9 protein-coding genes and 1 pseudogene are annotated in these 13,384 nt (G+C 55.6%); 4 read left to right on the top strand and 6 right to left on the bottom strand.

Annotation, left to right across the window (positions count from 1 at the left end; all coding sequences use genetic code 11):
* Nucleotides 1-104: 104 nt before the first annotated feature.
* Together ACTG2B_RS13820 and ACTG2B_RS13815 are read right to left on the bottom strand one after the other, a co-directional pair.
* On the bottom strand, nt 105-1,439 hold the full coding sequence (locus tag ACTG2B_RS13820) for a Na+/H+ antiporter NhaC family protein (RefSeq protein WP_439996115.1): 1,335 nt from the start codon (nt 1,437-1,439) through the stop codon (nt 105-107).
* A 438-nt stretch (nt 1,440-1,877) separates the two neighbouring features.
* Nucleotides 1,878-2,858 carry an alpha/beta hydrolase gene (locus ACTG2B_RS13815; RefSeq protein WP_439996114.1) on the bottom strand — a complete coding sequence of 327 codons (981 nt, stop codon included), beginning with the start codon at nt 2,856-2,858 and terminating at the stop codon, nt 1,878-1,880.
* A gap of 273 nt (nt 2,859-3,131) precedes the next feature.
* Here ACTG2B_RS13815 and dapB point away from each other — a divergent pair, with 273 nt between their 5' ends.
* From dapB to ACTG2B_RS13795, 4 genes and pseudogenes are all read left to right on the top strand, one after another.
* Nucleotides 3,132-3,944: a 4-hydroxy-tetrahydrodipicolinate reductase gene (gene dapB, locus ACTG2B_RS13810; RefSeq protein WP_439996112.1), complete on the top strand. Its 813-nt coding sequence runs from the start codon at nt 3,132-3,134 to the stop codon at nt 3,942-3,944.
* 670 nt (nt 3,945-4,614) lie between these two features.
* Nucleotides 4,615-5,751 (top strand): glutamine-hydrolyzing carbamoyl-phosphate synthase small subunit, encoded by a 1,137-nt coding sequence (carA, locus tag ACTG2B_RS13805; RefSeq protein WP_005337628.1) that lies wholly within the window; start codon nt 4,615-4,617, stop codon nt 5,749-5,751.
* A 20-nt stretch (nt 5,752-5,771) separates the two neighbouring features.
* Nucleotides 5,772-8,995, top strand: a pseudogene (carB, locus tag ACTG2B_RS13800) (carbamoyl-phosphate synthase large subunit).
* A gap of 301 nt (nt 8,996-9,296) precedes the next feature.
* Nucleotides 9,297-10,448: a DUF1615 domain-containing protein gene (locus tag ACTG2B_RS13795; RefSeq protein WP_203117721.1), complete on the top strand. Its 1,152-nt coding sequence runs from the start codon at nt 9,297-9,299 to the stop codon at nt 10,446-10,448.
* A 58-nt stretch (nt 10,449-10,506) separates the two neighbouring features.
* Here the strand turns inward: ACTG2B_RS13795 and ACTG2B_RS13790 are convergent, their stop codons facing one another.
* The 4 genes from ACTG2B_RS13790 to ACTG2B_RS13775 form a co-directional block, all read right to left on the bottom strand.
* Nucleotides 10,507-11,325, bottom strand: a complete 819-nt coding sequence (locus tag ACTG2B_RS13790; protein ID WP_021230633.1) for an HAD family hydrolase — start codon at nt 11,323-11,325, stop codon at nt 10,507-10,509.
* A gap of 17 nt (nt 11,326-11,342) precedes the next feature.
* On the bottom strand, nt 11,343-11,933 hold the full coding sequence (locus ACTG2B_RS13785) for a hypothetical protein (RefSeq protein ID WP_047436828.1): 591 nt from the start codon (nt 11,931-11,933) through the stop codon (nt 11,343-11,345).
* Nucleotides 11,934-12,002: 69 nt separating this feature from the next.
* Nucleotides 12,003-12,629 carry a phospholipase D family protein gene (locus ACTG2B_RS13780; protein WP_058055915.1) on the bottom strand — a complete coding sequence of 209 codons (627 nt, stop codon included), beginning with the start codon at nt 12,627-12,629 and terminating at the stop codon, nt 12,003-12,005.
* A gap of 312 nt (nt 12,630-12,941) precedes the next feature.
* Nucleotides 12,942-13,325, bottom strand: coding sequence for a hypothetical protein (locus tag ACTG2B_RS13775; RefSeq protein ID WP_203117727.1), 384 nt, complete (start codon nt 13,323-13,325; stop codon nt 12,942-12,944).
* Nucleotides 13,326-13,384: the final 59 nt, after the last annotated feature.

Below are 13,384 nucleotides of genomic sequence, written 5' to 3'. Positions count from 1 at the left end.
CGCCCGGGACGGTGGGATAAATGCTGGCGGATCCGATAGTGAGTCAACAAGTGCCAGGGTGTGGCCCCTGTTGATGGCATGTCGGCGCGCCAGCCTCTGGTCTGTTACTTGTCAGCTTTGCCGCGCATCTGGTGCTTCACAAACACTGCAATGAGTGCCGCTACAGAGAGTGCCATCGGGTAGAAACTCATGCTCACTACCGCCAGCGGTGACAGGGCGAAGATGGAGCCCAGCAGCAGCGCCTGTGCGCCCCAGGGGATCAGACCCTGTACCACGCAAGAGAAAATATCGAGCATGGAGGCGGCGCGGCGCGGGGTGACACCGTGGTGTTCGGCCAGATCCCGGGCTACCTTGCTGGCGACGATAATAGCCACCGTGTTGTTGGCGGTGCACAGGTTGGTGAGGCTCACCACCCCGGCGATGCCGAGCTCGGCGGCTTTCTCGTTCTGTTCACCATTGTGCTCGCGAGTGAAACGGGCAATCAGGGCGCTGATGCGCTCGCTGATCCAGGCCAGTCCACCCTGACGTTCCATCAGGGCGCCGAGGCCGCCGATCAGCATGGAGAGCAGGAAGATCTCCTGCATGCCGGTAAAGCCCTGATAGATATCCTTGCTGAACTGACCGATGGCGTAGCCGTTGATCATGCCCACCACTCCGGCGGCCAGAATGCCGATCCCCAGCACCACAAACACATTCACTCCGGCGAGCGCCAGCCCCAGGATCAGCAGATAAGGCATCACCTTGAACAGCTCGATGGCGCTGCCGCTGGCAGGGGATTCACCCACTGACCCCAGGGTCAGATAGAGCAGGATCACCGCGATGGCAGCTGGGGCCGCAATCTTGAAGTTTTCGCGGAACTTGTCCTTCATCTCGCACCCCTGGCTGCGGGTTGCTGCTATGGTGGTGTCGGACATGATGGAGAGGTTATCGCCAAACATGGCGCCGGAGAGAATGGTACCTGCCATCAGCACCGGATCGATACCGGCCGCCTGCGCCACACCGAAGGCCACCGGCGCCACGGCACCTATGGTGCCCATGGAGGTGCCCATGGCGGTAGCAATAAAGGCAGAGATGAGGAACAGTCCGGGCAGTAGCGCCCAGCCGGGGATGAGCGACAGACCCAGCGCTACGGTGGCATCAACGCCGCCGGTGGCCTTGGCCACGCTGGCAAAGGCGCCCGCCAGCAGATAGATAAGGCACATCGCCATGATATTGCTGTGGCCGACCCCCTTGAAGAAGGTCTCCAGATTGCTGTTGAAGCTCTCTTTGCCAAGCAGCAGGGCCAGCATCACCGCAGGCAGGGCAGCAACCGGAGCGGGCAGCTGATAGAAGGCGAATTCGACCCCCTGCAGGGTCAGCCAGGTACCGGTACCGATAAAGAGTGCGAGAAAAACCAGAAGTGGCAACAAGGCCCTGGCACTGGGTTGGATCTGGATCATGTGTTCCTCTGAAATTGAACAATGACCTCCTGTCATAAACTGCTTTGTACCTGTATCTGATAGGGATAGGGGGAAAACAGGGCGGGCATCCTGCCGCATTGGGGTGCCCACAGTAGTGAGTCAACCTCGCTTGGTCAAGATAGACGTCCAGATGGATAGGTGTTTTTGTTTGATGATTCTGGTGTTATTGAGATATCCAAAGAATATTCGGAAAAAGAAGTTAGTATTGTTTATTGTTCATTGCTGTTCTGGCGCAGTCCGCGGGTATCTGGGGGTATCGCGTGCCTTTAATAAGGAAAGAGGTAAACGATAAGATCTCTGCATGCCATCTTGGGGATTTCTCCCGCTGCCAAACGTCAGCCGCACCTCTCTCTATCTCTACGTGAGCATGGTGCGGATATTTCCAGAACGCGTGGACACAAGACCTGTGCTGTGTGGTTACTGTGTCAGTTTCTCCACCGCCTGAACGGCTGTTGTGATGGCGTCCTGTTCCAGCATCAGGGGAATGTGGCCAATACCGGGCAGCAGGGTGACCGGCCAGGAGATGCCGAGACGTCTTAACTCAGGTTCAAGTTGATCTGTTTGGAAGGCTTCGTCATTTGCACCCGCGATCACGGCGCAGGGGCGTTGCACATTGCGCAAATTCTGCTGATAGTCGCGCTCCGGCTGAAAGTTAGAGGCAAGGTTGAAGGAGTAAGAGGGGGTCAGCAGGGATTTCGCCTCATCATTAAGGGCAAAGTTCAGCACGGTCAGATGGTTGAGTGCGGAAATATGGAAACCGTTGAGGATGCTCAGGGCGATGAGGCGAGGCAAGCCGACACGCACCCAGCCACCGCTGTTGGGCCGGTAGTTGGCGGCGGTGGGGCCAAGATAGGGGGAGAGCAGCAGATAGCTCTCGAACAGGGTTTGTCGCGTGCTGCCAGCAACGCGCAGTACAAAGCCACCCCCTGACGAGAAGCCGATGAGTGTTGCAGGCTTGCCGGGGGCCACCGACTTGATGAAATCTTCCAGATCGTCTTCAAGCTGACCGATGTAGGCAATGGTGCCTTTGTTGCCCGATGCGCCATGGCCGCGAATATCGAGGGCGTAGGCGTCGTATCCCGCTTGCGAAAAGGCGCTCGCCATCTTGTGCATGCTCTGACTGCTGGCAGAAGAGCCATGAACCAGTACCACGCTGCCCTTGACCTTGTTGTTCTTCGTATTGCCCTCTGCGCCATAGTGCCGATAGGCCAGCTGCGTGCCGTCACGCGCCGGGTATCTTGAGAGGGGTGTCATGTTGCTCCAGCCACTCCCCTTGAAAGGGTCGTTGATGCTGGCCATCGCCGGTGCCGGGCTCGGCCCGCCAAACAGCAGAGCTGCGGCCAGCATGACCAGGGGCAGTGATACCAACACCACTGCAAACAGCAATCCTGCGCTCATCCTTGCACCTCATTTGATATCGACACGGGCGTTGCCCTGATTTTGCTTATTCTGGCATTTCACTCGTTCGAACCTATCAGATGGCACCTGGTCTGCCAAATGATGGAATGAGACGATGAAAAACGGCCTGTGACCAAAAGGAAGTTCTTGGCCAGCCAGCGGGCGCTGCCGTTGGCGAGTGCAGCAAGGAGTGGTGGCATCATGGCTTTTCAAACCCGGCGCGGGCTGGTAAAACGGTCTCTTTCCATAATTAAAAGAGATGAGAGGGTGGAGATGGACAATCCGATCCGTGTGGCCGTGATGGGCTGTAATGGTCGTATGGGCAAGGTGCTGCTGGAGGCCATCACCAACACCGATGGCGTAGTGGTCGGCGCCGCGCTGGAGCGGCCGGGTTCGGCGGTGATAGGTCTCGATGCCGGTGAGCTCAATGGGCTGGGCCATCTGGGTGTGGGCATCAGCGATAGTCTGGACAAGGTGCGCGATGAGTTTGATCTCATCATCGACTTCACCCGCCCCGAGGTGACCCTTGCCAATCTGGCCTTTGCGCTGGCCCACCACAAGCAGATGGTGATCGGCACCACCGGTTTTGACGATGCAGGCAAGGCTGCTCTGAAAGAGGCTGGCAAGCAGATCGGTATCGTGTTCGCCTCCAACTACTCGGTCGGGGTCAACCTGGTGTTCAAGCTGCTGGAGCAGGCCGCCAAGGTGATGGGGGATTACACCGACATCGAGATCATCGAAGGCCACCATCGCCACAAGGTGGATGCGCCATCCGGTACTGCGCTCTCCATGGGGGAAGTGGTCGCCAAAACGCTGGGCCGGGATCTCAAGGAGTGCGCCGTCTATGGTCGCGAGGGGATCACTGGCGAGCGGGATCGCAACACTATCGGCTTTGCCACTATTCGCGCTGGCGATCTGGTGGGGGAGCATACCGTCATGTTTGCCGATATCGGCGAGCGGGTGGAGATCAGCCACAAGGCCTCCAGCCGCCTGACCTTCGCCAACGGTGCTGTGCGGGCGGGCAAGTGGCTTGGTCAGCAGGGTGCCGGTCTTTATGACATGCAGGATGTGCTCAATCTCAAGTGATGCCTCTGAGCGGCACTTTCGTACTACTGCTACTCCAGTGAAAAACCCCGGCTTGCCGGGGTTTTTGCTGTCAGTACGCCAGAGTTTGTGTAAAAAGACACGCTATCGTCAATTTTCATCTGAATGCCTTATAAATCACACTATTGCGTTATCCGGCAGATTTTTCCTTCCTGAATGTCATCACCAGGTAACAGATTTGAGCATCTTTATGGCTGATGAAGCCATTTTTTTACACCGGCAAGAAAAGACTAAAAATTCAAACATAGAAAAACGTTTTCCATTTTTAATGTTCACTCTTGTCATCATAAAAGCGTTAAATCTGTCATTAATGTTTTTTGTGTGAAAATAAATGTAATTGTTTTAATTGGTTTTTTTGTTTGTTTTTGTCGCTATTGCTGGCTTGGTGTCATCTTTTGGTGGTGGTTTTTCCTTTTCTTTCATGGGAGGGGGTTGCAAAGCGATCGAGTGCATAGATAATGGGTAATGTTGCTTTTTTATTGAATTTAGATGCATTTCATCTGAGAAAAGACGTTGAAATGCCCCTTTTTTTAAGTAGAATGCGCCCAATTTGCCAGAAATCTGCCGGGTTCGAGTACTGTCCAAGACCGGAACCGAGCCCGCAACACCCAGGTAAATTGCTGAATTTAAAGCTAAATAACTGGAGGTTGTCTTGAATCACACTGCATTGCTAGTGCTGGAAGATGGAACTGTGTTCAAAGGCGTGTCGATAGGCGCCGAGGGATGTTCCGTTGGTGAAGTGGTTTTCAATACGTCGATGACGGGCTATCAGGAAATCCTCACCGATCCCTCTTATTCCCGTCAGATAGTCACCCTCACTTACCCCCATATAGGCAACACCGGCACCAACAGCGAAGATGAAGAGTCCAGTCAGATCCATGCTCAGGGATTGATCATCCGGGACCTTCCGATACTTGCCTCCAATTTCCGCAATCAGCAATCCCTCTCCGAATACCTCAAGTCTCACAACATCGTTGGCATCGCCGACATCGACACCCGTAAACTGACCCGCATCCTGCGCGAGAAAGGCGCTCAGGCTGGCTGCATTCTGGCCGGGAAACAGGTCGATGAAGCCTATGCCCTCGAACAGGCCCGCGCCTTCCCCGGTCTGAAGGGGATGGATCTGGCCAAAGAGGTGACGGTTGGTGAGGCGTACAACTGGACCGAAGGGAGCTGGCAGCTTGGCAAGGGGCATGTCACCCCGGATGCCGACCAGCTGAAATATCACGTGGTAGCCTATGACTTTGGCGTCAAGCGCAACATCCTGCGGATGCTGGTTGACCGCGGCTGCCGCCTGACCGTGGTACCGGCCAAGACCCCAGCCGCCGAGGTACTGGCGATGAACCCGGATGGCATCTTCCTCTCCAACGGCCCCGGCGACCCCGAGCCGTGCGACTACGCCATCGAGGCCATCAAGGCTTTCCTTAATACCAACACGCCGGTGTTCGGCATCTGTCTGGGTCACCAGCTGCTGGGTCTGGCCTCCGGTGCCAAGACCGTCAAGATGAAGTTTGGCCACCACGGCGCCAACCATCCGGTGAAGAGCCTTGATGACAACACCGTCATGATCACCGCCCAGAACCACGGCTTTGCGGTAGACGAGAACAGCCTGCCGGATTGCCTGCGCGCCACCCACGTCTCCCTGTTCGATGGCTCCCTGCAAGGCATCCATCGCACCGACCGTCCGGCCTTCAGCTTCCAGGGTCACCCCGAAGCGAGCCCGGGCCCGCACGATTGTGCCGGTCTCTTTGACCACTTTATTGAATTGATTAAGCAGTATCGCGCCTAAGAAATAGAGGAAAGAGTTTCATGCCAAAACGTAATGACCTTCAGAGCATCCTGATCCTCGGCGCTGGCCCCATCGTCATCGGCCAAGCCTGCGAATTTGACTACTCCGGCGCCCAGGCGTGCAAAGCCCTGCGCGAGGAGGGCTACCGCGTCATTCTGGTCAACTCCAATCCGGCCACCATCATGACCGACCCGGAGATGGCGACGCCACCTACATCGAGCCCATCACCTGGGAAGTGGTGCGCGAAATCATCAAGAAAGAGCGCCCGGACGCCATCCTGCCCACCATGGGCGGCCAGACTGCGCTTAACTGCGCACTGGCGCTGGAGAAGCATGGCGTGCTGGCCGAGTTCGGTGTCGAGATGATCGGTGCCACCGCCGACGCCATCGACAAGGCCGAAGACCGCTCCCGTTTTGACAAGGCGATGCGCAGCATTGGCCTCGAGTGCCCGCGTGCCGGCATCGCCCACAACATGGAAGAGGCATGGGGCGTGCAGCAGATGGTCGGCTTCCCCTGCATCATCCGTCCCTCCTTTACCATGGGCGGCTCAGGTGGCGGCATCGCCTACAACACCGAAGAGTTCGTCGAGATCTGCGAGCGCGGTCTGGACTTGTCGCCGACCAAAGAGCTGCTCATCGACGAGTCGCTGATCGGCTGGAAAGAGTACGAGATGGAAGTGGTGCGGGATCGCAACGACAACTGCATCATCGTCTGCGCTATCGAAAACTTCGACCCCATGGGTATCCACACCGGTGACTCCATCACGGTCGCGCCAGCCCAGACGCTGACCGACAAGGAGTACCAGCTGATGCGCAACGCCTCCATGGCGGTGCTGCGCGAGATCGGCGTCGAGACCGGCGGCTCCAACGTCCAGTTCGGTATCAACCCGAAAGATGGCCGCATGGTCATCATCGAGATGAACCCGCGGGTGTCACGCTCCTCCGCGCTGGCCTCCAAGGCAACCGGTTTCCCCATCGCCAAGATCGCCGCCAAGCTCGCCATCGGTTACACTCTCGACGAGCTGATGAACGACATCACAGGCGGTCGCACTCCGGCCTCCTTCGAGCCGGCCATCGACTACGTGGTCACCAAGGTGCCGCGCTTCAACTTTGAAAAATTCGCCGGTGCCAACGATCGTCTGACGACCCAGATGAAGTCGGTCGGTGAAGTGATGGCCATCGGCCGCAACTTCCAGGAGTCTCTGCACAAGGCGCTGCGCAGCCTCGAAACTGGCAAAACTGGCTTCGACCCCATGGTTGACCTCAATGCCCCGGACTCCCTGACCCGCATCCGTCACGAGCTGCAGGACGCTGGTAGTGACCGTATCTTCTACATCGCCGATGCGTTCCGCGCCGGTCTCTCCATGGATGGCATCTTCAAGCTGACCAAGATTGACCCCTGGTTCCTGGTACAGATTGAAGACCTGGTGAAACTGGAAGAAGAGGTGAAAGAGCGCGGCATGGCCGGTCTCGATGCCGACTTCCTGCGTGCCCTCAAGCGCAAAGGCTTTGCCGATGCCCGTCTGGCCAAGATCCTCGGTGTGGCCGAAGGGGAAGTGCGCAAACTGCGCGCCCGCCACAACATCTTCCCGGTCTACAAGCGGGTCGATACCTGCGCCGCCGAGTTCGCCACCAACACCGCCTACATGTACTCCAGCTATGACGAGGAGTGCGAAGCGGCCCCGAGCAACCGCGACAAGATCATGATCATCGGCGGCGGCCCGAACCGCATCGGTCAGGGTATCGAGTTTGACTACTGCTGCGTGCACGCGGCGCTGGCCCTGCGCGAAGACGGTTACGAGACCATCATGGTCAACTGCAACCCGGAGACCGTCTCCACCGATTATGACACCTCGGATCGTCTCTACTTCGAGCCGGTGACCCTGGAAGATGTGCTGGAAATCGTGCGCATCGAAAAACCCAAGGGCGTGATTGTCCAGTACGGTGGCCAGACCCCGCTGAAACTGGCCCGTGCACTGGAAGCCAACGGCGTACCGATTATCGGTACCAGCCCGGATGCCATCGACCGCGCCGAAGACCGCGAGCGCTTCCAGTCTGCTGTCGAGCGCCTCGGCCTCAAGCAGCCGGAAAACGGCACAGTCACCGCGCTGGAGCAGGCCGTGCTGCTGGCCGAGCGCATCACCTACCCGCTGGTGGTTCGCCCCTCCTACGTGCTGGGTGGCCGCGCCATGGAAATCGTCTATGACGAGCAGGATCTGCGTCGCTACTTCGCCGAGGCGGTGAGCGTCTCCAACGAATCGCCGGTACTGCTGGACCGCTTCCTGGACGATGCGACCGAGCTTGATGTGGATGCCATCTGCGACGGCACCGACGTGGTCATCGGCGGCATCATGGAGCACATCGAGCAGGCCGGTATCCACTCCGGTGACTCCGGTTGCTCCCTGCCTCCCTATACCTTGTCCAAGAAAATTCAGGACGAGATCCGCGAGCAGGTGCGCAAGCTGGCGCTGGAGCTCGGTGTTATCGGCCTGATGAACGTGCAGTTCGCGGTCAAGGGCGATGACATCTACCTCATCGAGGTGAACCCGCGTGCCGCCCGTACCGTGCCGTTTGTCTCCAAGGCGACCGGTGCTCCGCTGGCCAAGATTGCCGCCCGTGTGATGGCCGGTCAGTCGCTGCAAGAACAGGGCTTCACCAAAGAGATCATCCCACCCTACTACTCGGTGAAAGAGGTGGTACTGCCGTTCGCCAAGTTCCCGGGGGTTGACCCGCTGCTGGGGCCAGAGATGCGCTCTACCGGTGAGGTAATGGGTGTGGGCAGCAGCTTTGCCGAGGCCTATGCCAAGGCGCAGTTGGGTGCCAACCACGCCGTACCGAAAGAGGGTCGTGCTCTCTTGTCAGTGCGTCACAGCGACAAGGCACAGGTGGTCGACTTGGCCGCCAAGCTGCTGGAGCTGGGCTACGAGCTGGATGCCACTCACGGCACCGCGGTCGCGCTGGGTGAAGCGAGCATCAACCCGCGCCTGGTCAACAAGGTGCACGAAGGTCGCCCGCACATTCTCGACCGCATCAAGAATGGCGAGTACACCTACATCGTCAACACCGCCGAAGGGCGGGTGGCGATCCAGGACTCCAAGCAGCTGCGTCGCGCCGCCTTGCAGAACAAGGTGGCGTATACCACCACTATGAATGAGGCGTTTGCCACCTGCATGGCCATCAGCGTGGATGCCACCGCCAACGTCAACTCGGTGCAGGAGCTGCACCAGAAGGTGAAAAACCGCTAAGAGTTTGCAGCGGGCATCAGCCCGACTTGCCAGACGACCAACCCCCGCCAGCGATGGCGGGGGTTTCTTTTTATCTGTCGCTCACCGTACGGTTCTGGCCGGGTGAGCCATTGAGGAAGGTCATGAGTTCCGCATCGCAGACAACGGATGGCGCGTGGGGTGGTAAAAGCAGGCTGGGGGAGGGGATGCTGCGAGCGCGGGTTTCAACTGCGGCAGGCAATCCTCTACAATGGCCCCACTTTGCTTGTCAGTGCAGTGCCAGCGGCGCTGCCTGTAGGGCCTACAAAAAATGGACATGCTTATGACCGCTTTGCCTTCCTGTCGTCTTCTTGCCTTCTGCTCTGCCTTGTTGCTGGCCGGTTGTGCCAGTGATCCCGCCTCCGCGCCTGCCAAAGAGGCGAGCATGAGCAACCCCAAAACTCCCCCTGCCATGCAGCCACGCAAACCGGCGGATATGAAGAGCCGCATCGTGCGCTTCTTGCCCCGTCAGGTGCCTGACAAACAGGGGTGGGCCAACGACGTGGTGACGGCGCTCACCACCCAGGGGGTGACGGTCAATGATCACAACGTCTGTAGCGTGCTGGCGGTTGCAGAGCAGGAAGCCACCTATCAGGCCGACCCAGTGGTGCCGGGCCTTGGCAAGATCGCCTGGAAAGAGATCAACTCACGGGCCGCCAAGCTGCTGATCCCCGAATTTATGGTGCGGGCCGCGCTCTCCATCAACTCGCCCACCGGCAAGAGCTACGCCGAGCGGATCGACAAGTTGCGTACCGAGCGGGAGATGAGTGAAATCTTCGAAGATATGATCAGCATGCTGCCGATGGGCAAGACGCTGTTTGGCAACCTCAACCCGGTGCATACCGGCGGCCCGATGCAGGTGAGCATCGCCTTTGCCGAGGCCAACGCCCGTGGCTACCCCTATCCAATCAAGGAGTCCATCCGCCACGAAGTCTTTACCCGTCGCGGCGGCATCTGGTTTGGCACCAAGCATATCTTTGGTTATCCCGTCGACTACCCGGATACCCTCTACCGCTTTGCCGATTTCAACGCCGGCTGGTACGCCAGCCGCAATGCCGCTTTTCAAGCCGCCGTCAGCCGTTTGAGTGGCAAAACTCTGGCGCTGGACGGGGATCTGATCCGCTATGACTCGGATCTGCCGGGCAACACCGAGCTGGCCGTCTACACCCTCGCCAACCGGGTCAATATGAGCAAGCAGGCAATCCACCAGAGCCTGCGTAAAGGGGATACCGCCGAATTTGCCGAGACTGATCTCTACCATCGCATCTTTACCCTGGCCGACAAGCAAGCGGGCAAGCGACTGCCCCGCGCCATCCTGCCCGGCATACAGCTAAAGAGCCCAAAAATTACCCGCAACCTCACCACCGCCTGGTTTGCCAAGCGGGTGGATGACCGAGAACAGCGCTGCGTGCGGCAGATGGCGACGATTCGGTAAGAAGCATCAAGGGCGGCCAATTGGCCGCCCATATTTATATCAATAGATAATTTAAGAGTTATCCCTTTCTTTTAAATAGCCTCAACAAGCCTTTCACAGTAATATCTAGGTGACTACCTTCATCATACAGAGCAGGAACAACATAATCAGCTCTCTCTTCAGAAATGAGTTTTTCAACTTTGTCTTGAGTTGATTTCAAAGGCCATTTTTTGTTATCAAAGACTGCTATAGATCTACCACCTTGATATCTGACCATCTTCATGGATGGAATGTCTGTATCACCATCACCAAGATATATCATCCTCTGGAAGGGGATATCTCTATCTTGAAGTTCAATAAATTTGTTTACTTCTCCATTATCCCAAGAATTATGTATCCCTTTGTTTATTCTAAATAGAAACTGGGTCTTTGTTGTATAGTTTATTGCTTGAGCTGGCCATGTTGCGTAATACTTGTCATCTGAGTAGTGATACTTGCAAGCGTAAATGTCACGAAATTTATTTCCAATGCAAGTACCTCTGATCATTGCATCAAGACCGCTTGATATAATGTAATGCTCTAATTCTAGGTCAATACTTTCAGCAAACCTGTCAATTCTGTCAAACCATGACTCGACGCCACTGAATAGGGGGATAGATTGTCCATGCATCATTAGTTTTTCTGTACTAAGGACGTCAGATTTAAGCATGCGAGCCCTTTCTGCCAGCATGCCAAGATAGGTTAAAATTTCATCGCCGTCATCGTCCTTTGCTCTACGCTTAACACTAGCCCAAAATTCAGGAATATCTGTTATCTCTAATTCGGGCATAACCCCATGCTGGGCGCAATCACCTTCAGCCAAGGTTCCATCAAAATCATAGATCAGTGCACATTTCATGAATAATCCTCGAAGTGTTAAATCGGCCAGTTCTGCTCAATCCATAATATTTCCTGACACACTTTTTCCTCCATTCGGTCTCTGTTAGAGGTAAGTCTGAACTCTTGGCCTGAATGTAAATCAAGAACGATATATTCCGCACCAACCTCTTGAATTGCTTCATGCATTAAATAGCAGATGTAGTCCGCTCGCTCCTTTGTCATTCTCTGTGTCTCGGTGAAATGGAGCTTGACATGAGTTCTAACCCCATTTATTAATGCGCTTAGCTCGGGGTTACAATGAATAGTTGTACTATTAAAAACGAAGGACTCGCGCAATGATGCATAAACATCAATTTTCTTACCTGACTGCCATTGAATAAAATTTTGAGCGAGGCGTTCAAATTTTATTTTTTTACTAGAGTCCTTTTGCCTTCGTGATATGTCAATCAGGTATGAAACGTGTCTCTTTTGGCTAAAAAGTGACTTTATAGCTGTTCTAAGTTGCAAGTAATAATCTTTATAGTGTGCGTAGTCACCTCTAAGAGCGATCTGTCTAAGTTTTGTGTTTTTAGGTGAGCCCGTTGCAACAGCGATATTAGTGAAATCTGAGATAGCTAACTCTGGCATACAACATCCTTATTTTAAATTTATGAATTTAGTGATCTGTTCAGGATCAAGTGATTTTTAATTCGATGCTTAGTTCTCAATAGGGAGCAAGCTGCGGCATTGTGGATAGCCGGGACAGCCCCAGAAGCTATTGCCCTTGGTGTCCCCCCGCTTGCTGATACGCAATACCATAGGGGTACCGCATTTGGGACAAGCTGGTGCCGGAGCTGTATTGGCGGTCGAGGTATCATGCTCGTCACTGTCGCTTGCGACGCGCTCCAACGTGATGCGAACCTCTTCGCTAACCCGGATAATCCGTTGGGCTTCATCATAGGCATCACGGTAAAGGTCATGATCTTCCGAGCGTTGGATCAATACCCCCATCTCGTTGTTATTGACCTGACTGAACTCGTAGAGATTGAGGCTGGTGACAATGCACATCTCTTCATTGAGATAGCACTTGGCATGGAGGTTTTTGCAAAAGCTGGTGCGGATATAGGTGAGCTCTTTGAGCCAGCTGATCTCTTCCGGTTGCAGCTCGCTTTTGCCATAGACGATCCGCACATCGATCTTGAGGCGGTTCTTGTCGGTGAGCAGCTCCTTGATCCTGTCGTTGAGCTTGAGGAAGGGGCTGATCAGGATCAGACGCTCTTTGGCATCTTTGATAAGTTCTTCAAGAAAATAGTTGGTTGCGCTGGTATTCAAAAACTTGGCCATGACAAAAATCTCTATCCCTGTGGTGTAACTGGTGGCGCAAATACTTGGCTGGCGTTCGGCAGGCCATCTCCATTCCGGGCGCCGTGATCACCCAGCAAGTGCGGCTGGCAATCGACATCATGGTTTCATGCGGATAATTGGGCGCCGAACTGAACCATCCTAACAATTTCATCAATAGGAATATGTGACAGATTGCACTAACTCTGTGGCAAGGCTGGATTTTTCGGGGCGGGCTGTGGTTGATGGTAAATCGCAGGTGCAAAAAAGCCCCTTGGCGGGGCTTGGTGTCTGGCAAGGCCGGTGTCGGGATTATCAATCGAACAGGATGCGGCCGCTGGTGCCGGCATCGCTGTCTTTCCAGCTGGCGCCGCTTTTGCGCAGGGTGTAAGTGATGGTCTCCTGCTTGAATTTCAGGTAGTCGCTGCCGCTCTGGCTCGGTTTGACCTGATTGCCATCGATATAGGTTTCCCCTGTGGTATCGACGTGAATTTCGGCCACGGTGCGGCCATCGTCAGTGACCGCCTTATAGTTGCCAGCCCACGGGCTCTCGTCGCCATACTGCACGGCCCCTTCCTGAGCGTGCGCTTGGGCATGGGTCTTGTGGCCGTGATGGGTTTTGGCCACGGCACAGCCGGAGATACCGACCGCCAGCAGGCAACCGAGGGTGACATTGAGCAGAGTCTGTTTGGATTTCATCTTCATTTACCTGTATCAAATAATTGCAATGGATAAGGGGTGGAGCCCCCACGGTCGGT

This window comes from Aeromonas sp. 30P, from assembly GCF_051919805.1.
Classification (GTDB): Bacteria; Pseudomonadota; Gammaproteobacteria; order Enterobacterales; family Aeromonadaceae; genus Aeromonas; species Aeromonas veronii.
The sequence above is the reverse complement of the archived record's forward strand: the minus strand, read 5'-3'. Positions and strand labels throughout refer to the sequence as shown.